This window comes from Pseudomonas sp. JV449, assembly GCF_032424295.1.
Taxonomy (GTDB): domain Bacteria; phylum Pseudomonadota; class Gammaproteobacteria; order Pseudomonadales; family Pseudomonadaceae; genus Aquipseudomonas; species Aquipseudomonas marginalis.
In genome coordinates, this window is sequence record NZ_VYKD01000015.1 from 235,823 (window position 1) to 259,815 (window position 23,993).

Here is a 23,993-nt window from a genome sequence, read left to right on the forward strand (position 1 = left end):
TGCCCTCCTCTCAGCGAGGCAGGGCAGGGTGCTGGGAATACCCGAGCATCTGATCATAAAGATCATTGCGACGGTCCCGTTGCAGATCATTGAGGCTGTTCCAGATCGGCGCGCTGCGGGCGCTGGTGATGTCAATGTCGGCGAACAGGATCTCCTGGCGATTGGCCGAAGCCACGGCGCCGATTGGCCAGCCATTTGTCCCTGCAATCAAGGAGCATCCGAGATAGCGGGCATCCCGCTCTTCACCAATGCGGCTGGCGGCCGCGATAAATACGTTGTTCACATGTGCAGCGGTCATCGTCAGGTACGACGCCATGCACTTTCCTGCCTCATCGAACAACGGTGGGGGTGTCCACACCCAATTGTTCAAGCTGCAAATGATATCGGCGCCTTGCTGGCTCAAAATGCGCGGTACCTCCGGAAACCAGATGTCCCAGCAGATCAGCAGGCCGATACGACCGATCGGCGTTTCAAACACTGGAAAGCCAGAATTCCCCGGGGTGAACCAAAGCTTTTCCAGGTTCCATAAATGGGCTTTGCGGTATTTGCCTATGAACCCGTCGGGCCCCAGCAATACGGCTGTGTTGAACAGCTGCATACCATCGATTTCGCTAAGACCGGCGACCAGATACACTTGGTGCTTGCAGGCAAAATCGATCCATTCCCGCACACTCGGTCCGTTCGGCACTGCCTCTGCATGATCAAACGCGTCCTGGCGGCTGCTGAAGAAATAGCCGCAGTTGGAAAGCTCCGGCAGCACGATCAGATTGGCGCCGCCGTTTACTGCTTCAGTCGCCAGTAGAAGACTTTGACGCAGGTTGTCGCTTTGGTTGGCTATACCGACCTGTGGGTTGAACTGAATGACGGCGACGCGGGCAGGGCTTGTTGGTTCGTTCATGGGGGGGACCTCTTATTGTTATGCAACCGGATTTTGGTTGGATGTTTATAAGAGGTGAAGAAATGTTTAAAGAAAAGTCAGATAATTCCTGTTGTGACGTAGCCGGATTCTCTTGATGTAGTTTTAGTCTCTGTCTTGTACTCTGGATAATCTTGCATGCAAAAGTCTCCATTGAATTTTGCTTGGGTCTTGTTGCAGATATTGATCACAGTATCAATGGCGCCTCTGAAGCAAGGTTCTGTCCAGCCAGCATCCACAGAAAAAGATTCACCACAAAGATAAAGCCCGGATGTGAGAGAGAAGTCCCTGTTGTATTTCATCAGGCCTACGGCGTCGTAGTAGGTGCCAGGGCGATAGAGTTTTGCACAGCCAAGGGCGTGTTTATCGTTCATCCAGCGCTGAACGATTGCTTGGTCACGTCCTATATAGGGAGAAATGCGTTTTTTAATATTTGTTGACTTCAGAAGTATCCTGTCCAGCTCTTCTATGCATTTGTCGACCAGTTCTCCGTCGCTGAACAGCGAAAGCTTTGTTGCATCATCCTCCCACGTGTAGCTTAAGAGGATACAGTCGTAAGTGTGGTTTTCATTGTATCGATAAGTGTAGATATCATGTATGAAGCTGTCGGTTACAATAGCTTGAGGTATGTTTTTATTGAATGAGAGGAAGGATTTTTTGAGGGGCGCGTACACCTTGCAGCTGGTTTCCCAATGAGCCGTTTTGTAGGCTGCGATTGTTTCGAAGGGAAGCATATCTTGGCTGAAATTCTCGATAAGAATTTGTGTTTCTATCAGCCATGATGGAAGGGTGATTACAAGTGAATCGATATCGATAAATTCACTTTTTGTTTTACTCGGCTGTGTAGTATTCCAGTCGTAATAAACCCTTATTTTTCCGTTCTCAAGTTTTTTTATTTTCGTTGCAGCGCTGTTGGTCAGCAAACCGTACGGGCTTTTCAGTAAGTGTTCATATAGTGATTCGGTGGTCTCTTGCGCTTTTATAAAAAGCAGGGACTCGGCCAGTGAGCCAAGACCAATGTAATTTGGTTTATTAAATTTTAGGCCTCTCGAGTCAACTGTCTCTGTGACGTCAAGATAAGGTGACGCCATGGGGGCACCTTCTGAGTTCACACGGCCGTGGATCAGTTGCAAATGACTGCTGAAACCAAATATCGCCGTGCGTATTGGGTAAATCGAGCAGACATCATAGAACGCTCCCCAACTGCCATCACCAATGCCGATTGAGTAAAAAACAGCCGACTCCTGTGCGGTCATTCCCATTCCGCCAAAGTTGCCAGGATCACTTTGCCGCCAGTGATCGATGGTTGGCATCTTCACCAAGTCACGAAATGACATGCCCTCATATTTTTTTACTATGGCGTCCCACATGTCTTCCCAAGCGTCAGAGCCGAAATGCTCGGAAACGTGCAGCGCCATCCGTTCAGCAAATGCCTTCCACTTCGCAAAAACGGACCCTAAGATTTCACCGGGTGGTGCTGTTTTTCCGTTTGGGTTTTTCCAGATAAGCATTGTGGGTTCACTGTCTCCTTCCAAGCTCCCTTCTCTCAGGTAGATTCCAGTTGAGTGGACGCTGGGGCTGCCGGGGTTTGGGAAGTCGGAGTAAACTAATTCAAATTCATTTGCGTAATAAGCCATGAGCGAACGACCATCTTTGGGCTGCTCATTTGATCTATTGAAGAACGGCATTCTCATTGCGCCCATCTCAAAAGGAGGGCGGCCAACAGTATTCGTATTATTACTACCAAGGGCTGTCAGGTGTCGACCGCCTATACGCTTTGACTTTTCTATTAGTGTGATATTTTTAAAACCGCACCTATGCAGCTCGCGTGCAGTTGTTAAACCTGTAATTCCCGCACCAATAATGCAAATTTTGTGATCAGTATCGGTCGTTTGAGCAACGCCGTTTTTTTGCTCTACCAATGCTCGGTAATCGAAACACAAATCTGGCGGGCTAGGGAACCGTGCTCTCCATTTGTTCTTTGCAGTGCGCTTTTTACGATGACTTTGTTGAGCTATATCTGCTGGATAATTAAAGTTTGAGCCGATGGTCATTTTTGATCTTTCTCGTTCAGAATTGATTTTCTATTCATAGGTTGAATATAGGTTCTGGAAGAGACAATAAGCAGGATGTGATTTTTGGCTAGGGTATGTCGTGTTCTGTTGTAGGTGAAGGGGAACTGGCCCGAGTGTTTTGATTGTTCCACGCTCCGCGTGAGAGCGATCCAGAGCACAAAGATTGATATTACTTCATTGGCTAAGGGGTTTGCCCGCCGTCATCATCAAGTCGCAAGATTTTTTATCCGTGTGTCTCGTGTGTGCAAAAAAACGCATTACCATTTAGTGGGGTGTATATACACACCCAAGGGTGAGGCGATGAGAAGTCGAGCAGGTGATTGACCTGCTGGTTGCGGATGGTTGGTTTGAGGTGGCAGTGAAGGGCAGTCATCATCAGTTCAAGCACCCCATGAAGCGGGGAAGAGTCACCGTCCCTCATCCCAAGTCAGAGATTGCCAAGGGCACTCTGCACAGTATTTTCAAATCAGCCGGTCTCAAATAATTGCCTGCTGGATGAATTGGGCGAGCTCCCACGGGCTCGGTCAGAGGAGGAACAATGAAATTCCCAGTGGTAGTACACAAAGATGCTGATTCGGATTACAGCGTGACCGTCCCTGATGTGCCGGGGTGTTTCTCGGCGGGCGGGTCTTTTTCCGAAGCGCTGGACAATGTACGTGAGGCATTGGCTCTGCACCTCGAAGGCCTGGTTGCCGATCAGGAACAGCTTCCTCAGGCGCTGGAGGTTGATGCCCATTTGGGTAATCCGGATTTTGCCGGTGGTGTCTGGGCGATAGTCGACTTTGACCTCACGCCTTATCTGGGGAAATCAGTGCGGTTCAATGCCTCTCTGCCGGAACACCTCTTGCAGCGGATTGACGAGCGTGTGCAAAAGGATCATCGCTATGCATCGCGGTCAGGTTTTTTGGCGACGGCAGCGCTGCGTGAGCTCTCTGCGTAAGTAAGCACAAGCGAGCACTCTGTATCGGCTTATGGCGTGTTCAAGTCGGGCCGACGCTATATCTACGGGATTTTTGTGGGGGGCAGTACTAAAGCAACGGGGTCGCTGCGCAGCCCAACGGAAGCAAGCTCCCTCGCTTGAGCGGCGCAAGCGCTTGGGATTCTCTCGGAAACGTCCTGCAAGTTAAAGGGAAATGTCACGGCTGCGACTGTTCCTGCACTTGCCAAACCCCACCGATTCTGGGAAAACCCCAGCCTTTACGCCTTCAACGAGAACCCCATGAGCCCCGACGAACTCCAGATCACCGACACCCGACCAGGCACCGGCAAAGCCGTGGTCAAGGGCGCACTGATCACCACCCAGTACACCGGCACCCTGGAAGACGGTACGGTCTTCGATTCGTCCTGGGAGCGGGGCAAGCCGTTCCAGTGTGTGATCGGCACCGGGCGGGTGATCAAGGGCTGGGACCTGGGTTTGATGGGCATGCAGGTCGGCGGGGTGCGCAGGTTGTTTGTGCCGGCGCACCTTGCCTATGGCGAACGGTCGATGGGCGCGCATATCAAGCCCAACAGCAATCTGCGCTTTGAGATTGAGTTGTTGGAAGTGCTGACGCGGGACGATTAATTTCGCAAAAACCTGGCCCACCACCTCGTACGTAGCAGCTGCCGAGCGCAAGCGAGGCTGCGTTCGCGGTGTGTCAGACGAACCGCTGACGCAGCCTCGCTTGCGCTCGGCAGCTGCTACGGGATCTGGCGAACCTGCCACCTCACATTCAAGCATCGGCGGCTTCAGGATGGGGGTTCCTGAACCCTCCCTGAAGAATCCTCTTATTCACCATATGGAAACTTTCCTACGGTTTACTCTCCTTAAATCGGGGCGTAAGCTTCGCGCGTTTTCATCAATAGCGGAGACCCTCAGTGGGTACTTGTTCGAGTGACAGTTGTCGGCCGGTCTCGGTAACCGGCACATACTTGGCAAGATAACGCGCATTTTTTCGATGCCGTTGTCTCGCCACCTAGCGAGAAGCGGCATCCCGACAGCGGCCAGTCCTGGCCCCTGTGCGATCCCTCTCATCGACGCTGACCAGCACCCGGTTAACCTCGGGATGCTACGGACGCGCCTGCCTTTTGCGGCGGGCGGGCCGGGCTGACTGTGCCTATGAAGCGGGCGCGGTGGGACAGGCAGTACCTGCACGAAGGTTTTTTCCTCGCGCAGGAGTAACACACCATGAACCTCACTCTGTTGAAAGAGTTCTTCGCCGGCTTCCTGCGGACCCGGCATATCGCCCGGCATTTCCGCCGCCTGGCGATGCTCGAAACCGTCACCGATGCCAGCGTCAGCCGCGAAGTGCCGCCCACCCTGGCGCAAACCCTGGTGGTCGCGGCCAACAGCAGTGCCGTGCAATTGCTCGGTACGTTGGGCAGCCATGCCGAGGGCTTGAGCAGCCTGGAAGCCGACGCCCTGCGCGTGCAATACGGCCTCAATGAAGTCGAGCACGAGCAGCCGCTGCCGTGGTGGGTGCACCTGTGGCATTGCTACAAGAACCCGTTCAACCTGCTGCTGACCTTGCTGGCGGTGATCTCCTGGCTGACCGAAGACATGAAGGCCGCCACGGTGATTTTCTCCATGGTGGTGCTCTCGACGCTGCTGCGGTTCTGGCAGGAGGCCAAGTCCAACAAGGCAGCCGATGCGTTGAAAGCCATGGTGAGCAACACCGCCACGGTGCTGCGCCGGGATGATGCCAAGCGCATTGAATTGCCCATCAAGCAGTTGGTGCCAGGCGATCTGATCGTGCTCTCGGCCGGGGACATGATCCCCGCCGACTGCCGCGTGCTCAACGCCAAGGATCTGTTCGTCAGCCAGGCGGCGATGACCGGTGAATCGATGCCGGTGGAGAAGTTCGCCCAGCAGCACGACACCAACACCCGCAACCCGCTGGACCTGGAGAACATCCTGTTCATGGGCACCAACGTGGTGTCCGGCGCCGCGACGGCGGTGATTCTGACCACCGGCAACAGCACCTATTTCGGTGCGCTGGCCCAACGCGTGACCGCCACCGACCGTGCGACCACCTCGTTTCAGCACGGCGTTAACAAGGTCAGCTGGCTGTTGATCCGCTTTATGTTCGTGATGGCGCCGCTGGTGTTGTTCATCAACGGTTTCACCAAGGGTGACTGGACCGAAGCGCTGCTGTTCGCGCTGTCGATTGCCGTGGGCCTGACCCCGGAAATGCTGCCGATGATCGTCACGTCCACCCTGGCCAAGGGCGCGGTGTTCCTGTCGCGCAAGAAGGTCATCGTCAAGCGCCTGGATGCGATCCAGAACTTTGGCGCGATGGATGTGCTGTGCACCGACAAGACCGGCACCCTGACCCAGGACCGGATTTTCCTGGCGCGTCATGTGGACGTGTGGGGCGAGGAGTCCGACGACGTGCTGGAGATGGCTTACCTCAACAGCTACTACCAGACCGGCCTGAAAAACCTGCTGGACGTGGCGGTGCTCGAGCACGTGGAGGTGCATCGCGAACTGAAGGTCGGCACCGCGTTCCAGAAGGTGGATGAAATCCCGTTCGACTTCAACCGCCGCCGCATGTCGGTGGTGGTGGCCGAACAGGGCCGGCCGCATCTGCTGATCTGCAAAGGTGCGGTGGAGGAGATCCTTTCGGTGTGCAACAGCGTGCGCCATGGCGAGGTCAACGAAGCGCTGACCGACGACCTGCTGGCGCGCATTCGCCAGGTCACTGCCGCGTTCAACGAAGAAGGCCTGCGGGTGGTGGCCGTGGCTGCGCAACCGATGGCACCGGGGCGCGACACTTACAGCCTGGCGGATGAAAACAACCTCACGCTGATCGGCTACGTCGCATTTCTCGACCCGCCCAAGGAAAGCACTGCGCCCGCTCTCAAGGCGCTGAAAGCCCATGGTGTGGCGGTCAAAGTGCTGACCGGCGATAACGAGCTGGTCACCGCCAAGATCTGCCGTGAAGTGGGCCTGGAGCAACAAGGCCTGTTGATGGGCAACGACATCGAGGACATGACCGACGCCCAGTTGGCCAAGGCCGTGGAAACCACCAATGTGTTCGCCCGCCTGACGCCCAGCCACAAGGAACGCATCGTGCGCCTGCTCAAGGCCAACGGGCATGTGGTGGGCTTTATGGGCGACGGCATCAACGATGCACCGGCGCTGCGTACAGCAGACATTGGTATCTCTGTGGACAGCGCGGTGGATATCGCCAAGGAAGCCGCCGACATCATCCTGCTGGAAAAGAGCCTGATGATCCTGGAGGAGGGCGTGCTGGAGGGCCGGCGCACCTTCGCCAATATGCTCAAGTACATCAAGATGACCGCCAGCTCCAACTTCGGCAACGTGTTCTCGGTGCTGGTGGCCAGTGCGTTTATCCCGTTCCTGCCGATGCTGCCGATGCACCTGCTGGTGCAAAACCTGCTGTATGACATCTCGCAGATCGCGATCCCGTTCGATAACGTCGACGAGGACATGCTCGCCAAACCACAACGCTGGCAGCCGGGGGACGTGGGGCGGTTCATGCTGTTTTTCGGGCCGATCAGTTCGATTTTCGACATCACCACGTTCGCACTCATGTGGTATGTGTTCGATGCCAACACCCCTGACCACCAGACGCTGTTCCAGTCCGGCTGGTTCGTGGTGGGGCTGCTGACCCAGACGCTGATCGTGCACATGATCCGCACCCCGAAAATCCCGTTCCTGCAAAGCCGCGCGGCGATGCCGTTGATGGTGATGACCGCGGTGATCATGGCCGTGGGGATCTTCCTGCCGATGGGGCCGCTGGCGCATTACTTCAAATTGCAGGCGCTGCCGTCGCTGTACTTTGTGTTCCTGCCGGTGATCCTGCTGGCGTATATGGCGCTGACCCAGGCGGTGAAGGGCTACTACATCCGTAAGTTTGGCTGGCAGTGAACAGGGACGGTTTCCCATGCAAGCAATCGACAACATCAACCTCAACTCCCTGGTCGATACCCTGGTCAGCCTCACCGCCGCGTTTATCCTCGGTGGCCTGATCGGCTTCGAGCGCCAGTACCGCCAACGTACGGCGGGCCTGCGCACCAACGTACTGGTGGCGGTGGGTGCGGCGATTTTCGTCGACATGGCCAACCGCCTCGGCGGTGCGGAAGGCGCCGTGCGGGTGGTGGCGTATGTGGTGTCGGGCATCGGCTTTCTGGGGGCCGGCGTGATCATGCGCGAAGAAGGCAATGTGCGCGGTCTCAACACCGCCGCCACGCTCTGGGCGTCGGCAGCGGTGGGGGCGTGCGCCGGTGCCGACCTGGTCCTCGAAGCGTTGTTAGGCACGCTGTTTGTGCTGGCGGCCAATACGCTGCTGCGGCCCATCGTCAATAACATCAACCGCCAACCTCTGGATGTGGTGTCGGCGGAGGTCACCAACATCCTCTATGTGATTGCCCGGCGCACCCAGCAAACCGCGGTATTGGCGTTGCTGGAAGCCGAACTGGCGCGCTGTAACTACCCGGCCAGCGATGTCGATGTGCGGCCGTTCGGCACTGAGGAAGTTGAAATCGAAGCCACACTGGCGGTGACCTCGGTAGACGGTGACGAGTTGGACGCCCTGGTGGCGCGCATTTCCAGGTCGACCCTGGTGGTGCAGGCCTTCTGGAGCCCCAGCACCACCGAGTAGCTTTGGAGAGTTCTGAGGAAAAGTCCTACATTTAGTCGAGATTATCCCTTCATTGGCAAAAACACGCGGTTGCTAAGGTTGCGCGCTTGCGCCTGTTCAGGAATCAAGGCGTGGCTTCACATGTTTACTGTGTTTTTCAAAAGGAGGGGCCTGTACTGCCTGAGGTGTTTGACTGAGTAATCAGTGCCGCTTGTCGGAACTGTTACTTTTCACAGGTAGTGGGGTCTCGCGTGATATGTAAGCGTACTGATCTTCCCAGGGGAGTCTTATGAGCAACAAAGCTTTAATCGTGGATGATCACCCTTTTATACGCGCTACCGTGAAGTATCTGTTGAGGCAGGAAGGTTTCGATACTATCTACGAAGCGGGTAATGGCGCTGATGCCATGCAGATTGCTCGCGAAGAACGTCCGGACCTGGTCATTCTCGACCTGGCGATGCCCAAGCTCGGTGGGTTGGAGGTGATCAGCCGGATCAAGGCGCTGGAGTTGCCCTGCCGGATCCTGGTGCTGACCTCGTATCTGGCGGTGTTTTTTTCCACTCGCTGCATGCGCGCCGGAGCGATGGGTTTTGTTGCCAAGACCGGTGAACTGGATGAGCTGCAAAAGGCGATCAGGGCGATCAGGTCCGGCTACAGTTGCTTCCCCAGCCTGCCCACCAGTTCGGTGCGTCGCGACGACCTGCAATCGACCGAGCAGGAGTTGGTGGAGGCGTTATCCGATCGCGAATTGACCGTGCTGCAGAAGCTGGCCCTGGGCCTGGGCAACAAGGATATTGCCGAGGATATGCTGTTGAGCCACAAGACTATCAGTACGTACAAGACGCGGCTCAAGGAGAAGTTGCGTATGTCGTCGGTGGTGCATCTGTCCAAGTTCGCCCAGCGCAATCATCTGATCTGAAATGCTCACCTCCCGGCGGGTGAAACGCGCGGCCATCCTGCTGATGGGGCTGTTGCCCTGGGCGGTGATGGCCTTGGAGGAATCCCACGATCTGAAACTGCTGGGTCACTCCACTCTTGAAAATCCCTCGGTGGTGTTGGACGAAGCCGACTGGCGCTGGCTACGCGAGCGCCGCACGCTCCTGATGGGGGTGTCGGCCCCCGACTACGCGCCCTTTGACTTGAGCAACAATGACGAGCTCGAGGGCATCACGGCCGATTTTGCGGCACTGGTTGCCCAGGCGCTGAATATCACCATCGACGTGAAGCGCTACGACACCCGTGATGAGGTGATCGAAGCCCTGAAGACCGGGGCCGTGGATTTTGTGGGATCGGCCAACGGGTTCGAGGCGGCCGACCCGGAGCTGGTGCTGTCCCGATCCTACGCCAATGACCAACCCGCGCTGGTGACGCGTGCGGGAGAAAACCAGGCGCTGAAGGCTGACCTTGCCGGCAAGCGCCTGGCGATGCTCTACCACTACATGCAGCCCGAGGCCGTCCAGGCCTTTTACCCCGATGCGCAATTGCTCTTGTTTGCCTCGACCTTCGAAGCCATTGGCGCCGTTGCGTTCGGCCAGGCGGATGTGTACCTGGGTGACGCCATCAGCACCCGCTACCTGATCAACAAGAACCACCTTAATAACGTGCGCATGGCGGATTTCTCCGCATTGGAGGTCAACCCTTTCGGGTTCGCATTCGCCAAGGACAATACCCGCCTGTTGGGCATCATCAATAGCGCACTGGCCGCCGTTCCGGCCAACCAGCAGATGGAAATCCTGCGCCGTTGGAGTGCCGGCGGCAGCGGGTTCCTGGAGGCGGAGCAACTGCGCTTGAGCGCAAGTGAACAGCGCTGGCTGGAGAAGCACCCGCGGGTGAAAGTGGCGGTGCTCGATAAATTCGTGCCGTTGTCTTTTTTCAACGAACAAGAGCAATTCGAGGGATTGAGCTCCGAGGTCCTCTCGCGTATCAGTCTGCGTACGGGCTTGAGGTTTGATGTAGAACGGGGCAGTTCGCTGCCGCGGCAAATTGAACAGGCCAGTGCCGGTCGCGTGGACATGCTGGCGGTCGTCACCCCCAGTGTCGAGCGGTCCGAAAAGATCCGCTTTACTCGCCCTTATCTGTCCAGTCCCTATGTATTGGTGGTGCGCACCCACGACGAGCATCTGGTGACCCTGGAAGATATGCCTGGCAAACGCATGGCGCTTATTCGCGGCAACAGCCTGGCCGGGCAAATCAGCCGGGACTACCCAGGCATCGGGTTTGTCGACGTGGAGAACCCGGAGCAGGCCATGGAATTGGTGGTCAACGGCAGTGTCGATGCGACTGCGGTTTCACTGATGAGCGCGCGCTACATGATCGCCCGCAATTACCGCAAGCGGCTGCGCATCACCAGCACTGTCGGGAGTGAGCCTGCACGCATTGCCTTTGGGGTCAACCGCAGCCAACTGGAGCTGTACTCGATCCTCGACAAGGCGTTATTGAGCATTACTCCAGAAGAAATGGACGAGCTGACCAACCATTGGCGCAGCGAGATCATCATCGAAGACAACTACTGGATACGCCACCGCAACATCATCCTCCAGGGGTTTGGCTTGGCCGCGCTGCTGCTGCTGGTCACCCTGGGATGGGTGTTCTACCTGCGCAGCCTGATTCGCAAGCGCACCCAGGCCGAGCGTGCGTTGAGCGACCAGATGCGGTTCATGAGTGTGTTGATCGACGGCACGCCGCACCCGATCTATGTGCGCGATCGCCTGGGGCGCCTGATGGCCTGCAACAATGCCTACCTCGATGTGTTCGGCTTCAAGTTGGAAGACGTCATCGGTAAGACCGTGGTGGAAACCGACACGGGGAACCCGCCCCAGGCCCAGTCGTTCCATGCCGACTATTTGCGTTTGATGGCGTTGGGCGAGCCGCAGGTTTATGACCGCGTGCTCAAGGTGCCCGGCGGCGAGGTGTTGACCATCTACCAATGGATGCTCCCGTACCGTGACAGCAATGGCAGCGTGGTGGGCATGATCGCCGGTTGGGTGGATGTCAGCGAGCGCCAGCGCTTGCTGGGGCAGTTGCAGGAAGCCAAGGAGGAGGCCGACGCCGCAAACCGTGCCAAGACCACCTTCCTGGCGACCATGAGCCATGAGATCCGTACCCCTATGAATGCCGTGATCGGCATGATCGAACTGGCCCTGAAAAACGCCGAGCAGGGCGTGGCTGACCGCGATGCGCTGGAGGTTGCGTCGGTGGCGTCCCGGAGCATGCTGGAGTTGATCGGCGATATTCTCGATATTGCGCGAATCGAATCCGGCCACCTGTCCCTGAGCCTGGAACCGGACAATCTGCACGAACTGCTGGCCTCAGTGGCGCGGGTGTTTGAGGGGCTGGCGCGGGACAAGGGCCTGGTGCTGCAGGTGGAACTCGACCCGTTGATCGACCGGCCGGTGCTGGTTGACCCGCTGCGCTTCAAGCAGGTGGTGTCCAATGTGTTGGGTAACGCGATCAAGTTCACCGCCTCCGGCCAGGTGCGCCTGGGCGCCCAGGGTGCACCGGTATTGACCGACGACCAGTTGCACCTGCGGTTGTGGGTGGAGGACACGGGTATTGGCATCAGTGCCGAAGATCAGCAGCGCTTGTTCAACCCCTTTATCCAGGGCAGCAACAACGAACAGCCGGCGCGAAGCGGATCGGGCCTGGGGTTGGTGATCAGTCGCAACCTGTGCGAGATGATGGGCGGTCAATTGCACTTGAGCAGTGTGCTGGGCAAGGGCACGCGGGTGGATGTGACGTTGACGCTGGCGCTGACCTCGGCCGTGCCTGCCAATGTACCGGTCCCCCACGTTCCGCCAGCGCGCGGGTTGAATATCCTGGTGGTGGATGACTACCCGGCCAACCGCTTGTTGCTGGCTCGACAGCTGAGTTTCCTGGGGCATCGCATCACCTTGGCCGAGGACGGCGCCCAAGGATTTTCACTGTGGCAGGCCGGGCATTTTGACGGCGTGATCACCGATTGCAATATGCCCTTCAAGGACGGTTACGCGTTGGCGCGTGATATTCGTGCACAGGAACGCCAGCGTGGGTTGGCGCCGTGCCTGATCCTCGGGTTCACCGCCAATGCCTTGCCGCAGGAAGCCGAACGCTGCCGGCAAGCAGGCATGGACGGTTGCCTGTTCAAGCCGACCGGGCTTGAGGACTTGCGCCTGGCCTTGGCATCACGGACCGCTGGCGCGCTAACGGATGAAGTGGAAGTGGCGTTTGATTTAAGTTCACTGATCATGCTGACGCAGGGTGATAAGGATGCTCTCAACGAGCTGCTGACGCCGTTGCTCAATAGCCTCGAGGAGGACCGTGCGCTGTTGCCGTCCCTGAAATCGCCGGCTGATTTCGCCAAGCTCCATGACTTGGCTCACCGCGTTAAAGGGGGCGCGCGCATGGTCAAGGCTCAGGTGTTGATCACGTGCTGCGAGACATTGGAGAGCGTGTGTGAGCGGCATGACAACGATGCATCGGACGCTGCGGTAGAGGCGGTAGCTTCGGCCATCGAACAGTTGCATCACAGCTTGAGCCGGTATGGCAATCAGGCTTGACTGCGGGAGCTGGCCATTCGGTTGATTTGGGAGAACTCCTACAAGAAGGGGGAACATGCCTGATTTTGTCTTCGGGATATGTCTGGAAAATGGGCCTCGCTCACTGACGAGCGCTGCCTGCCCAGGGGTTTGCCATGCCGAACAAAGCACTGACCATCCTGATTGCCGATGAACAACACCTGCAACGGTTGTACATCGAAAAAATGCTCAATCAGTTGGGGTACCACCGGATCGTGCCGGTACAAACCTTCGAGGAAGTCCAGATACTCACGGCCATCCCGGCCGAACCCTTCGACGTGCTGATCATCAATGCGGGGCTGACGGCCCAGGCCTGTGGGCCCCAGCCCCAGGTGCGCCATGTATTGGTCTACGATCACCTGGATGTGGGGGCACACCCTGGCGTAACGCCAGCGGTGCTGGTGCGGCTGCCCGGCGTGCCGGACAACGTCAATCTCGAACACTTCATGGACATCATCGACCCACCCGAGGCCACTGCCGGCCTGCGGGTGTTGCCATGGCTGCGCGAGTTATCCCGCACACCGGTGGCGGGGGTTTAGTCCCACTTCGGCGCGATGCCCTTGGGGCTGGTCAAGCGCTGGCCCCGTTCCAGCCCGTCAATGTGCGCCATGTCAGCAGCGCTCAAGGTCAGTTGCAGGGCCTTGAGGTTGCTTTGCAGGTTGGCACGCTTGGTTGAGGACGGGATGACCGCATAACCTGATTGCATGGCCCAGGCCAGGGTCACCTGCGCCGCTGTGGCCTGATGGCGCTCGGCAATCTGCTGGATCACCGGATCCTTGAGTACTTCACCGTAGGCCAGGGTCATGTACGAGGTGATCTGGATACCGTTGGCGGTTGCGAAATCCACAACCTGCCGGTTTTGCAGATAAGGGTGCAATTCGATCTGGTTGGTGGCGATGTGCTCGGCACCCACGGCTGCGATGGCCTGCTTCATCAGGGCGATGGTGAAGTTGGAAATGCCGATCTGGCGCGTCAGGCCCAGGCGTTTGGCTTCCAGCAACTGCCCCATGAATTCGGTGACGGGCACCTGGTTCTCTGGCGATGGCCAGTGGATCAGGGTCAGGTCCAGGTAATCGGTCTTGAGCTTGCGCAGGCTTTCCTTGAGGCTTGGGATCAATTGGCCTTCAGCGAAGTTGGCGATCCAGATCTTGCTGGTGATAAACAGCTCGTCCCGCGGGATGCCGCTGTCGGCGATGGCTCGGCCAACGTCCGCTTCATTCTCGTAGATCTGCGCGGTGTCGATGACACGGTAGCCCAGTTCCAGGCCGGTGCTGACGGAATCGATCACCACCTGGCCTTGCAGGCGAAAGGTGCCGAGGCCGAAGGCAGGGACTTTTGGCGTGAGGGTAGACATCGGTAACTCCAATAGGGCCGTAGGCAATGGCGTTGAGTATCCCCTCGTCGTTGCGTCGGAAACACCGTCGACGCCGAAAAGGACTCTTGCCTGCACGTCACGAATGGCCTGTGTGCCGCAGGTTCTCATGAGGCGCTGTACCTGCGGCAGCAGCGCCTCGATCCATCAGCCTTAAGCGCGCAGGCGCTCGGCAGCCGCACGCAGCAACTGCTCGGTGGCGGTCCAGCCCAGGCAGCCATCGGTCACCGACACCCCGTATTTCATCGGCGGGCTCAATGGTTGGCAGCCTTCGAACAAATGGCTTTCGAGCATCATGCCGATCAGCGAGGTATCACCCTGCAAGCGCTGCTCCAACACATCGTTGAACACGGCCGGTTGGCGCAGCGGGTCCTTGTTGCTGTTGGCATGGCTGCAATCGACCATGATCCGCGGGGTGACCTTGGACTTGGCCAGGTCGTGTCTTACCCGCGCCACGCTCTGCACATCGTAGTTCGGCCCGTGATGCCCGCCGCGCAGCACCAGGTGGGTGTCGGGGTTGCCCGGGGTCTGGATGATCGCCGGATGGCCTTGGCTGTCGACGCCGAAGTGGCGGTGCGGGTGAGACGCCGAGCGCATGGCGTCACAGGCAATCGCGACGCCGCCATCGGTGCCGTTCTTGAAGCCCACGGGCATGCCCAGGCCGCTGGCCATCTCGCGGTGGATCTGCGACTCCGTGGTACGCGCGCCAATCGCCACCCAACTGAGCAGGTCATCGAAGTAGCCGGCGGCCATGGGTTGCAGCAGCTCGGTGGCGACCGGCAGGCCCAGGCGCAGCATTTCGCGCATCAGCTCGCGGGACAGGGTCAGGCCGGCGGCCATGTCATCGCTGCCATCCAGGCGAGGGTCGTAGGCCAGGCCTTTCCAGCCGATCGTCGTGCGGGGTTTTTCGACATAGGCGCGGATCACCAGCAGCATCTGGTCGCCGACGTCGAGGGCCAGTTTCTTCAGGTTACGGGCGTATTCCATCGCCGATTCCGGGTCATGGATCGAGCACGGACCGACGATGACCAGCAAGCGTGAATCTTCGCCATTGAGGATGGCGCGCACGGCTTGGCGGTGGGCGTGGATCTGTTCGTTGAGGAACGGGCTGAGGGGCAACTGGTGCTTGAGCTCAAGCGAGCTGGGCAGGCGCTGGGTCAGGGCTTCATTGGCACTGTTCAAGGCAGAGAGGGGCAGAGCGGCGACGGAGGAGTTCATATTCAAGGCTTCCTGGGCAAGCGGCGGGCTATTCCCGCGCGCTCGGCCTACTGGGGTGTTCGACAATTCGCCGTATCGGCGACGTGTGTTGGTTTGCCACCGATAGGTGACCGATCGGAGGCGGCAGGCTGTCCCGAGCGGAGCTGGCTAAATCGCCATGCAGTGCACATGTCGTAGCGGTAATAGGTGGCGTAGTTCATGTCGGGATTCCTTTAAGTGTTCTTGATCAAGTTGAAAAGTTTATGGGGACCTGAAAAAACAAAACCCCCGGTCGGGGAGCCGACCGGGGGTTAGATTTCTCTGGTAGGCGACCCCTTGGTGAGTGGGCGCCGATTTCAGGTATCAGGCGCGCCAGTGGCTAAACCAATACCCAAAATAAAAGCTGACCAGTGCACTCGAACCGTTCACACGGGTAGCCGACACCGAGCGCTGGGCGCTGGCAGCAGGGCAAACCTGAGTGTGGGTGAGTTGCAACATGGTGTGTCTCCAAATTTATGGGGGAGCTTACTCGAGGCACGCAGGCAGATTCAATCAGTAATTTCTATTGCAGTGGGGGACTTACGGCTATGGGGGGAGTGCCGATATGCTGTTTGCACTTTGATACTGATTGCTTGGACGCGACCATGACTGCCTTCACTCTTGCTGCTGCTCAATCCATTTCCATCGCGGGCGATGTCCCGGCCAATATTGAACGGCACCTCGCATTTATGCGCGCGGCGGCGGAACAGGGTGTGCAATTACTGGTGTTCCCAGAGTTGTCGTTGACGGGGTATGAGCCGTCGCTGGCCGCTGAATTGGCGATTGCGCCGGGGGATAAGGTGCTGGCGCCCCTGCGCGAGATGGCGCGTGAGCTGCGACTGACGGCGGTGGTGGGGATGCCGATCCGACTGACGCCAGAGGCGGGCGTGCTGATCGGTGCGTTGGTGCTCGGAGCGGATGGCTCCCTGGCGGTCTACACCAAGCAGCATCTGCATGCCGGCGAAGAGGCTGTGTTTGTCCCAGGGCAGGGCGGTGCAGTACTTGAGCGAGGGAATGAGCGGATTGCGCTGGCGGTGTGCGCAGATTTTTCCCATGCCAGCCATCCCCGTACCGCCGCGCGAGCGGGCGCCACGGTGTATGCCGCCGGGGTGTTGATCAGTGAGGGCGGCTACGCCACGGACAGTGCGCTGCTCCAAGGCTATGCCGCTGAACATGGCCTGCTGGTGTTGATGGCCAATCATGGCGGCCCGTCGGGTGGCTGGGCCTGCGCCGGTCGCAGTGCGATCTGGGCCGCCAATGGCCGTTTGCTTGCTGCTGTACCTGGCGTGGGGGATGCGTTGCTGATTGCCCGTCGCGATGGCGGGGGGTGGGTCAGCCACGTGCTGGCTCTCTAATGGCTTTTCACCTGCGCGCTGCAACGGACCAGGACCTTCCCTTTGCGCGGAAGTTGACCCACGAGGCCATGGCCCGCTACTACGTGCAGTACGGATTGTGGTGGTCCAACGAAGGCTTTGATACTGCCTGGGCCGGTCGGGAAAACTGGCTGATTTGCCGGGACGACAGGGTCTTGGGTTTTATCAGCCTGAGCCGCGACAGCCGGGCCCTCTATATTCGCGAGTTGCATCTGCTCGAGGCGTATCGCGGGTTGGGCGCGGGTGGCTGGGTGTTGGAGCAGATGGCGCTCAAGGCGCAAACGTTGGGACTGTTGCGTTTGACCGTATTCAAGACCAACCCGGCCAGGAGGCTCTATCAGCGCATGGGGCTCAGCATCGTAGGTGAAGAAGACTGCTTCTGGCGTATGGAGCGTGTTTGTCGCTCAAGCTAAAACGTGCACCCACTCCTTATAAGCGCATACTGGCCTCAGGCGCCGACTTCCTGATCGTTGTTCAGGTCTCCCGTCTCAGCAAGGATGATCCCTTCTTTCATGCCCAAAAGGACCGCTACCTTATGGGCTTCCCCACGCCGTCCCTTTTTGCGCCCAGCGAGCACTTGATAGGTGGTTGCCGGATCTACGCCATGTTCACGGGCGAACGCTTGAACTGACTTTCCTTGATGTTCCAGCCAGGCCTTGGCTTGTGCAGCGGTACGGATTCCGGGCATAGTTCAAAACCGTTCAAGTTTGTTTAATAAGAGATGAATGTGTCACCTCTTGGGGTGTGCCAAATAGGATCATACATCCAAATGAGTGGAATCGGTTCGCGTTTACGGCAAGAAAGGGAGCGGCTTGGCCTGTCGCAAAAAGTGTTTGGTGAAATCGGCGGCGTTGAAGCCAACGCACAAGGTAAATATGAAAGTGGAGGGCGTGCGCCTAAAGCGGATTACCTGTCTCGTGTCGCCCAAAGAGGCGTGGATGTACTTTACGTGTTGACCGGTGCAGCCACGCCGATTCAATTGGAGAATCTGAGCCAGATTGAAGAGAAAGTCCTCGGGGACTATCGCGCAATGTTCAAGGAAGACCAGGCTGCGATCCGTCGCCTGACCTCGACGTTGGCCGAGCATTCGATTGCGATGAATGGAAAACCCAAGCCCCAGCCCCAGGATTCCTGACCCTTCGCCCAGCAAATTGAGCCATCCGCCGCCCGGCGGATGGCTGTCGCCCAATCAATCTCTCTCTATATGACGCGTGCTATTAGGTCTGTGCCTTGGTTTTTTGCTAAGGTGTTCAGCAACCTATAAGACCATTTCGCGAGGTGTCTGCTTGATTAGGGTGCTAGTAGTCGATGACCATGATCTCGTTCGTACAGGCATTACACGAATGCTGGCTGACATCGATGGCCTGCAAGTAGTCGGTCAGGCCGAGTCAGGCGAGGAATCCCTGATCAAGGCCCGGGAGTTGAAACCCGATGTGGTGTTGATGGACGTCAAGATGCCTGGCATCGGCGGTCTTGGCGCGACGACCAAATTGCTGCGCAGCCATCCGGACATCAAGGTCGTGGTGGTGACTGTGTGCGAGGAAGACCCGTTTCCGACACGCCTGCTGCAGGCTGGCGCTGCCGGCTACCTCACCAAAGGTGCGGGCCTGGCGGAAATGGTCCAGGCCATTCGCCTGGTGTTTGCCGGCCAGCGCTATATCAGCCCGCAGATCGCCCAGCAATTGGCTATCAAGTCCTTCCAGCCCACCAGCGACTCGCCGTTTGATGCGCTGTCGGAGCGGGAAATCCAGATTGCCCTTATGATCGTCGGTTGCCAGAAGGTACAGACGATCTCCGACAAGCTGTGCCTGTCGCCCAAGACCGTCAACACCTACCGCTATCGCATCTTCGAGAAGCTCGCCATCAGCAGTGATGTTGAATTGACCCTGCTCGCGGTGCGCCACGGCATGGTGGACGCCAGCGCCTGACATGACCACACCGTTTGATCCGAGTGCCTTTCTCTCAACCTGCAGTGGCCGCCCTGGCGTGTACCGCATGTTCGACAGCGAGGCGCGCCTGCTGTATGTCGGCAAAGCCAAAAACCTCAAGAATCGTCTGGCGAGCTACTTTCGCAAGACCGGTCTCGCGCCGAAAACCGCGGCCCTCGTGGCGCGTATCGCCCAGGTCGAAACCACCATCACCGCCAACGAAACCGAAGCGCTGCTGCTTGAGCAGACGCTGATCAAGGAATGGCGGCCGCCCTACAACATTCTGCTGCGTGACGATAAATCCTATCCCTATGTGTTTTTATCCGATGGCAACTTCCCACGCCTGAGCATTCACCGTGGGGCGAAGAGGGCGAAGGGCAAGTACTTCGGGCCTTATCCCAGCGCCGGGGCCATTCGGGAAAGCCTGAGCCTGCTGCAAAAAACCTTTTTTGTACGCCAGTGCGAAGACAGCTTCTATAAGAACCGCACCCGGCCCTGTCTCCAGTACCAGATCAAGCGCTGCAAGGCGCCCTGTGTGGGGTTGGTTGAGCCGGCCGAATACGCCGAGGATGTGCGCCATTCGGTGATGTTCCTCGAAGGGCGCAGCAATGCCCTCACCGATGAGCTTTCCACCGCCATGGAGCAGGCGGCCAGCACCCTGGATTTCGAACGGGCCGCCGAGCTGCGCGACCAGATTTCGCTGCTGCGCCGTGTCCAGGACCAGCAAAGCATGGAAGGTGGCACCGGCGACGTCGACGTGATCGCGGCCTTCGTCAATCCGGGCGGTGCCTGTGTGCACCTGATCAGCGTGCGCGGTGGGCGAGTGCTGGGCAGCAAGAACTTCTTTCCGCAGACCGGTATTGATGAGGAGGTCGCCGAAGTCATGGCCGCTTTCCTGGGCCAATACTACGTGAGCAGCCCCGAGCGCGACCTGCCGTCGGAGTTGATCGTCAATGTGGTGCACGAAGACTTCCCCGCGTTGATCGAAGCCATCCACGAACTGCGCGGCCGCGAGCTGGACATCAGCCACCGCGTGCGTGGCACCCGCGCACGCTGGCAGCAACTGGCGGTGACTAACGCCGAGCAAGCCCTGAGCGCGCGCCTGGCCAACCGACAGCACGTCGCCGCACGCTTTGACGCCCTGGCTGAAGTCCTTAACCTGGAAGAGCCGCCCCAGCGCCTGGAGTGCTACGACATCAGCCACTCCAGTGGCGAGGCCACGGTGGCATCCTGCGTGGTGTTCGGGCCGGAAGGGCCGATCAAGTCCGATTACCGGCGCTACAACATCGAAGGCGTCACTGCCGGCGATGACTACGCCGCCATGCACCAGGCCCTCACGCGCCGCTTCAGTAAGTTGAAGGATGGCGAGGGCAAGTTGCCGGATATCCTCCTGGTCGACGGCGGCAAGGGCCAGCTGTCCATGGCCCGCGACGTGCTCAATGAGCTGGCGGTGCCTGACCTGATTCTGTTGGGCGTGGCCAAGGGAACGACGCGCAAGGCGGGTTTCGAGACGTTGTACTTGAATGATGCCGCCCATGAGTTCACTTTGAAGGGCGACTCACCCGCGTTGCATTTGATTCAACAGATTCGCGACGAAGCCCACCGTTTCGCCATTACCGGCCACCGCGCCCGCCGTGGCAAAACCCGGCGAACCTCAACCCTGGAAGGGGTGGCAGGGGTTGGCCCGACGCGGCGTCGCGACTTGCTTAAACATTTTGGTGGCTTGCAGGAGCTGTCCCGTGCCAGCATTGACGAGATAGCCAAAGCACCCGGTATCAGTAAAAAGCTCGCTGAGCTGATTTATGCGAATCTGCATAGCGAATAGAATGCCTTTCCACCTCGTAGCCAGTTGTGCCGATGAATATCCCTAATCTGATCACCGTTCTACGCGTCCTGCTCATCCCAATTTTCATTCTGTTGTTCTATTTGCCGTACGAATGGAGCTATCTGGCTTCCAGTTCAGTGTTTGCCTTTGCCGCCGCCACCGACTGGCTCGACGGCTACCTGGCGCGTCGCCTGGAACAGAGCACGCCCTTCGGCGCGTTCCTCGACCCGGTGGCCGACAAGCTCATGGTGGCCGTCGCTTTGGTCCTGCTGGTGCAGGAACACGGCAACCTGTGGCTGACCCTGCCGGCAGCGGTCATCATCGGCCGCGAAATCGTCGTCTCGGCCCTGCGCGAATGGATGGCTGAAATCGGCGCCCGCGCCCACGTGGCCGTGTCCAACATGGGCAAATGGAAAACCGCCGCGCAAATGCTCGCGCTGGTTATCCTGCTGGCCAACCCGTCGGACTTCTCGTTCTGGGTCCTCACGGGTTATGCCTTGCTGCTGATCGCAGCGGGCCTGACCCTGTGGTCGATGCTCCAATATCTGCGCGCCGCCTGGCCGCATCTGCGCACCACCGTTGAAAAGAAATAAAACTTTTTTGAATCAAGGGGTTGACGGGTGCTGAGGATTCTATAGAATGCGCATCACCAAGCGGGAATAGCTCAGTTGGTAGAGCACGACCTTGCCAAGGTCGGGGTCGCGAGTTCGAGTCTCGTTTCCCGCTCCAAATATTGCGCTACAGAGTTCCACTGAATTCTGTAAGTGATTGAAATCAGGGTCTTTAGGCCCTTTTTTTCGTTCCGGCGGGAACCACTGAAATCCAGTACTATCCGGTGCGTTTAAGTCCAGGATTAAGTCCAGAATCCGGACATGCCCTGAATCGGTTTGTTGCTGGAGCAGTTTGCGCAGCGAGATGAGTATCTGGCCCTGACTCTGTTCAGGAGCTCGCGATGGCACTCTCAGAAATGACAGTTCGGCATGCCCGAATCACCGGTAATGGCTACACCCTCGGTGACAGTGATGGTCTCACTCTCAATGTGACGGCCAGAGGCGGCAAAGTCTGGCTCTTCCGTTACTACTGGGCAGGCAAGCAGAAGCGCATGTCCTTGGGTTGTTACCCACAAATCTCCCTCAAAGAAGCCCGTGCCCGACGTGACGAGGCGCGAGCCTTGGTCGCCCAAGGCATCAATCCCTATGAGCACCGTAAGCAACAGCGCCGTGCTGTTCGTTTTGCGGCAGAGCATACCTTCGAGGCCGTGTTCAATCAGTGGGTGGAGTTCCGCATGCTGAGCCTGAAGGAGGGGCGCCAGAGCACACTCTCGCAGATATTGAGAATCTTCAAAAAAGACCTCCTGCCAACGCTCGGCAGGCGGTCCATCTACGGCATCAATCGCCACGACCTGATGCACCTCCTGAGCGGAATCGAACAACGCAAGGCGTTAACGACAGCGGAAAAATGTCGGACCTGGTTCAAGCAATTGTTCCGCTATGCCCTGGTGAAGGTGGAGGGGCTTGACCAGAATCCTGCGTCGGACCTTGATGTGGTAGCGCTTCCGAAACCCCCTGTCGCACATAATCCCTTTCTTCGTATGGACGAGCTGCCTACATTGCTGGCCGCGCTTCGAGATTACGGTGGTGCGAACCAAACACGCCTAGGTCTTCGCTTGTTGCTGCTAACGGGGGTGCGTACCGGCGAGTTGCGCTTGTCGACGCCCGACCAGTTTGATCTAAAGCAGCGGTTGTGGATCATCCCGCCGGAAGTGGTGAAACAGCTTCAGATGGGGATGCGCAGGGCGGGGAAGCAGACCTCAAACATACCGCCTTACATCGTGCCATTGTCGGTCCAGGCGCTTGAAATCGTGCGCGAGATGCTGAGTCAAGTTGTCCCCGCGCAGTGTTATTTGTTAGCGCACCGGAGCGACCTAAGCAAGCGCATTAGCGAGAACACCTTGAATGGGGCGTTGCGTCGAATGGGGTATGCCGATCAACTCACCGGGCATGGGATGAGGGCCACGATTTCGACGGCGCTTAACGAGATTGGCTACCCCAAGGTATGGGTTGATGCGCAGCTTTCTCATGCCGATTCAGGCAAGGTGAGTGCGGCCTACAACCACGCGGAATACGTCGAGCAACGTCGGACCATGATGCAGGATTGGGCGAATAGATTGGACCTTTGGGGGCAGGGTAAGCCGAAAGCAGCAAGCTCTCCGCTGACTATTCGTTTGGAGGGCGCAGCCTCGCTGCCCTTACTGGAAAACTCTAAGGGAAATGTCGTTCTTTACAGCAGCAACTTTGCTGCGGCGACCTCATCGACGATGCTGGTAGGTAGCGAGAAAGGCCCCATGAGGCCCAACCAATCGCCTGTCGTGCCCGTTCCAATACAGACTGAAAAGCCTCACAAATCTCACGTGTCTGAAGCCCAGCGTGAACGGACCGAAATGTTGGCCACGTTTGAAGCTTCGAGTAATTTGCCGCTGCTGGTCTTCGCCAGACTGGCAGGCAAATCCCGCGATCAGATCAATCGGGATATTAAGGCTCGACGTCTTCTGTCCCTGAGCTTGGGGAATCGTGGTCAGCGCATTCCGGACTGGCAGCTTGATGCGTTACGGCACAAGTTGGTGCTCACGGTATTAGCGCGGTCTCCGGATGTGGATGCATGGAGGCTTTATCGGACGCTGTGTAAACCTCATGAGCGGCTAAAGGGTCATTCGCCAATCGATGGGCTCACCATGGATAATTTCGAAATTACCATGCGGATTGTCTGCAGGACCCTGAGCTCGAGCTGAGGTGCTGTCTTCGAGCGGTGACAACGGATGTAGCCGCTGGCTTGAGTGCATCTGGCGAGGGCTGCTCCAGGATACGTGGAATTTATTCTGTTTATCTACAACACATTCCAAGACAAGCGTTTGTCACCTGTCGGAACAGCACCCTTTGTGCTACAGGGCCTGACGTTTTCGCTCTATGGCGCCCTTATCAAGCGATGGCAGGTCGGCCCGGTTCTCGGCAACGCTGTCGTCTCTCCGGTTTCCTGCGTGCCTGCGCTCATCGCTCATGCAGCAATGCCGACCGGTTTCGCTAACCCAACGATTGCCGAGTATCTGCATGGGCGATTCGATCGACGCTATCGA

General features: G+C 58.1%; 19 protein-coding genes, 1 tRNA gene and 1 pseudogene. 16 read left to right on the forward strand and 5 right to left on the reverse strand.

Annotation, left to right across the window (positions count from 1 at the left end):
- Positions 1–10 precede the first annotated feature (10 nt).
- Both F6S08_RS14905 and F6S08_RS14910 read right to left on the reverse strand, forming a co-directional pair.
- Positions 11–898 carry a nitrilase family protein gene (locus F6S08_RS14905; protein ID WP_065927803.1) on the reverse strand — a complete coding sequence of 296 codons (888 nt, stop codon included), beginning with the start codon at positions 896–898 and terminating at the stop codon, positions 11–13.
- Between the two features lie 77 nt (positions 899–975).
- A complete protein-coding gene (locus F6S08_RS14910) occupies positions 976–2,970 on the reverse strand; it encodes a flavin monoamine oxidase family protein (protein WP_315871808.1) in 1,995 nt (664 codons plus the stop codon).
- 321 nt (positions 2,971–3,291) lie between these two features.
- Here F6S08_RS14910 and F6S08_RS14915 point away from each other — a divergent pair.
- The 8 genes and pseudogenes from F6S08_RS14915 to F6S08_RS14950 all read left to right on the forward strand — a co-directional run bounded on the left by F6S08_RS14915 (position 3,292) and on the right by F6S08_RS14950 (position 13,668).
- A pseudogene (locus tag F6S08_RS14915) lies at positions 3,292–3,475 on the forward strand (type II toxin-antitoxin system HicA family toxin).
- Positions 3,476–3,529: 54 nt separating this feature from the next.
- Positions 3,530–3,931, forward strand: a complete 402-nt coding sequence (locus F6S08_RS14920) for a type II toxin-antitoxin system HicB family antitoxin (protein WP_065947540.1) — start codon at positions 3,530–3,532, stop codon at positions 3,929–3,931.
- Positions 3,932–4,210: 279 nt separating this feature from the next.
- Positions 4,211–4,555 (forward strand): FKBP-type peptidyl-prolyl cis-trans isomerase, encoded by a 345-nt coding sequence (locus tag F6S08_RS14925; RefSeq protein WP_315871809.1) that lies wholly within the window; start codon positions 4,211–4,213, stop codon positions 4,553–4,555.
- Between the two features lie 603 nt (positions 4,556–5,158).
- Positions 5,159–7,864 carry a magnesium-translocating P-type ATPase gene (gene mgtA / locus F6S08_RS14930; protein WP_065947539.1) on the forward strand — a complete coding sequence of 902 codons (2,706 nt, stop codon included), beginning with the start codon at positions 5,159–5,161 and terminating at the stop codon, positions 7,862–7,864.
- 16 nt (positions 7,865–7,880) lie between these two features.
- Complete coding sequence (locus F6S08_RS14935) at positions 7,881–8,597, forward strand: MgtC/SapB family protein (RefSeq protein ID WP_065926226.1); 717 nt, start codon at positions 7,881–7,883, stop codon at positions 8,595–8,597.
- Between the two features lie 268 nt (positions 8,598–8,865).
- Positions 8,866–9,495, forward strand: coding sequence for a response regulator transcription factor (locus F6S08_RS14940; protein ID WP_027603197.1), 630 nt, complete (start codon positions 8,866–8,868; stop codon positions 9,493–9,495).
- A 1-nt stretch (position 9,496) separates the two neighbouring features.
- Positions 9,497–13,111 (forward strand): transporter substrate-binding domain-containing protein, encoded by a 3,615-nt coding sequence (locus F6S08_RS14945; protein WP_315871810.1) that lies wholly within the window; start codon positions 9,497–9,499, stop codon positions 13,109–13,111.
- A 134-nt stretch (positions 13,112–13,245) separates the two neighbouring features.
- Positions 13,246–13,668, forward strand: coding sequence for a chemotaxis protein CheY (locus tag F6S08_RS14950; RefSeq protein ID WP_065926224.1), 423 nt, complete (start codon positions 13,246–13,248; stop codon positions 13,666–13,668).
- Here F6S08_RS14950 and dkgB read toward each other — a convergent pair.
- Complete coding sequence (dkgB, locus tag F6S08_RS14955) at positions 13,665–14,483, reverse strand: 2,5-didehydrogluconate reductase DkgB (RefSeq protein ID WP_065947537.1); 819 nt, start codon at positions 14,481–14,483, stop codon at positions 13,665–13,667. The genes F6S08_RS14950 and dkgB overlap by 4 nt on opposite strands.
- Before the next feature lie 171 nt (positions 14,484–14,654).
- Positions 14,655–15,719 (reverse strand): 3-deoxy-7-phosphoheptulonate synthase, encoded by a 1,065-nt coding sequence (locus F6S08_RS14960; RefSeq protein WP_065926222.1) that lies wholly within the window; start codon positions 15,717–15,719, stop codon positions 14,655–14,657.
- Between the two features lie 623 nt (positions 15,720–16,342).
- Here F6S08_RS14960 and F6S08_RS14965 point away from each other — a divergent pair.
- Positions 16,343–17,092 carry a carbon-nitrogen hydrolase family protein gene (locus F6S08_RS14965; protein WP_315871811.1) on the forward strand — a complete coding sequence of 250 codons (750 nt, stop codon included), beginning with the start codon at positions 16,343–16,345 and terminating at the stop codon, positions 17,090–17,092.
- Positions 17,092–17,523 carry a GNAT family N-acetyltransferase gene (locus F6S08_RS14970; RefSeq protein WP_074845356.1) on the forward strand — a complete coding sequence of 144 codons (432 nt, stop codon included), beginning with the start codon at positions 17,092–17,094 and terminating at the stop codon, positions 17,521–17,523. The genes F6S08_RS14965 and F6S08_RS14970 overlap by 1 nt, the downstream gene beginning before the upstream one ends.
- 35 nt (positions 17,524–17,558) lie before the next feature.
- On the opposite strand, the gene F6S08_RS14975 is transcribed toward F6S08_RS14970, so the two are convergent.
- Complete coding sequence (locus F6S08_RS14975) at positions 17,559–17,798, reverse strand: DNA-binding protein (protein WP_065947535.1); 240 nt, start codon at positions 17,796–17,798, stop codon at positions 17,559–17,561.
- Positions 17,799–17,879: 81 nt separating this feature from the next.
- On the opposite strand from F6S08_RS14975, the gene F6S08_RS14980 reads away from it, so the two are divergent.
- From F6S08_RS14980 to F6S08_RS15005, 6 genes are all read left to right on the forward strand, one after another.
- Positions 17,880–18,245, forward strand: a complete 366-nt coding sequence (locus F6S08_RS14980; protein WP_065947534.1) for a helix-turn-helix domain-containing protein — start codon at positions 17,880–17,882, stop codon at positions 18,243–18,245.
- 151 nt (positions 18,246–18,396) lie between these two features.
- On the forward strand, positions 18,397–19,038 hold the full coding sequence (gene uvrY / locus F6S08_RS14985; protein ID WP_003190387.1) for a UvrY/SirA/GacA family response regulator transcription factor: 642 nt from the start codon (positions 18,397–18,399) through the stop codon (positions 19,036–19,038).
- A 1-nt stretch (position 19,039) separates the two neighbouring features.
- The gene (uvrC, locus tag F6S08_RS14990) at positions 19,040–20,863 is read left to right on the forward strand and encodes an excinuclease ABC subunit UvrC (protein ID WP_137213031.1); all 1,824 of its coding nucleotides are present in this window, start codon (positions 19,040–19,042) and stop codon (positions 20,861–20,863) included.
- Between the two features lie 32 nt (positions 20,864–20,895).
- Positions 20,896–21,456 carry a CDP-diacylglycerol--glycerol-3-phosphate 3-phosphatidyltransferase gene (pgsA, locus tag F6S08_RS14995; protein WP_027603207.1) on the forward strand — a complete coding sequence of 187 codons (561 nt, stop codon included), beginning with the start codon at positions 20,896–20,898 and terminating at the stop codon, positions 21,454–21,456.
- A 60-nt stretch (positions 21,457–21,516) separates the two neighbouring features.
- A tRNA-Gly gene (locus tag F6S08_RS15000) sits at positions 21,517–21,592 on the forward strand.
- Positions 21,593–21,815: 223 nt separating this feature from the next.
- Positions 21,816–23,651, forward strand: a complete 1,836-nt coding sequence (locus F6S08_RS15005) for a tyrosine-type recombinase/integrase (protein WP_137212796.1) — start codon at positions 21,816–21,818, stop codon at positions 23,649–23,651.
- Positions 23,652–23,993: the final 342 nt, after the last annotated feature.

Coding starts and splice junctions, on each gene's coding strand:
- F6S08_RS14905 (WP_065927803.1), bottom strand. CDS start 898: ATGAACGAACCAACAAGCCCTGCCCGCGTCGCCGTCATTCAGTTCAAC.
- F6S08_RS14910 (WP_315871808.1), bottom strand. CDS start 2,970: ATGACCATCGGCTCAAACTTTAATTATCCAGCAGATATAGCTCAACAA.
- F6S08_RS14920 (WP_065947540.1), top strand. CDS start 3,530: ATGAAATTCCCAGTGGTAGTACACAAAGATGCTGATTCGGATTACAGC.
- F6S08_RS14925 (WP_315871809.1), top strand. CDS start 4,211: ATGAGCCCCGACGAACTCCAGATCACCGACACCCGACCAGGCACCGGC.
- mgtA (WP_065947539.1), top strand. CDS start 5,159: ATGAACCTCACTCTGTTGAAAGAGTTCTTCGCCGGCTTCCTGCGGACC.
- F6S08_RS14935 (WP_065926226.1), top strand. CDS start 7,881: ATGCAAGCAATCGACAACATCAACCTCAACTCCCTGGTCGATACCCTG.
- F6S08_RS14940 (WP_027603197.1), top strand. CDS start 8,866: ATGAGCAACAAAGCTTTAATCGTGGATGATCACCCTTTTATACGCGCT.
- F6S08_RS14945 (WP_315871810.1), top strand. CDS start 9,497: ATGCTCACCTCCCGGCGGGTGAAACGCGCGGCCATCCTGCTGATGGGG.
- F6S08_RS14950 (WP_065926224.1), top strand. CDS start 13,246: ATGCCGAACAAAGCACTGACCATCCTGATTGCCGATGAACAACACCTG.
- dkgB (WP_065947537.1), bottom strand. CDS start 14,483: ATGTCTACCCTCACGCCAAAAGTCCCTGCCTTCGGCCTCGGCACCTTT.
- F6S08_RS14960 (WP_065926222.1), bottom strand. CDS start 15,719: ATGAACTCCTCCGTCGCCGCTCTGCCCCTCTCTGCCTTGAACAGTGCC.
- F6S08_RS14965 (WP_315871811.1), top strand. CDS start 16,343: ATGACTGCCTTCACTCTTGCTGCTGCTCAATCCATTTCCATCGCGGGC.
- F6S08_RS14970 (WP_074845356.1), top strand. CDS start 17,092: ATGGCTTTTCACCTGCGCGCTGCAACGGACCAGGACCTTCCCTTTGCG.
- F6S08_RS14975 (WP_065947535.1), bottom strand. CDS start 17,798: ATGCCCGGAATCCGTACCGCTGCACAAGCCAAGGCCTGGCTGGAACAT.
- F6S08_RS14980 (WP_065947534.1), top strand. CDS start 17,880: ATGAGTGGAATCGGTTCGCGTTTACGGCAAGAAAGGGAGCGGCTTGGC.
- uvrC (WP_137213031.1), top strand. CDS start 19,040: ATGACCACACCGTTTGATCCGAGTGCCTTTCTCTCAACCTGCAGTGGC.
- pgsA (WP_027603207.1), top strand. CDS start 20,896: ATGAATATCCCTAATCTGATCACCGTTCTACGCGTCCTGCTCATCCCA.
- F6S08_RS15005 (WP_137212796.1), top strand. CDS start 21,816: ATGGCACTCTCAGAAATGACAGTTCGGCATGCCCGAATCACCGGTAAT.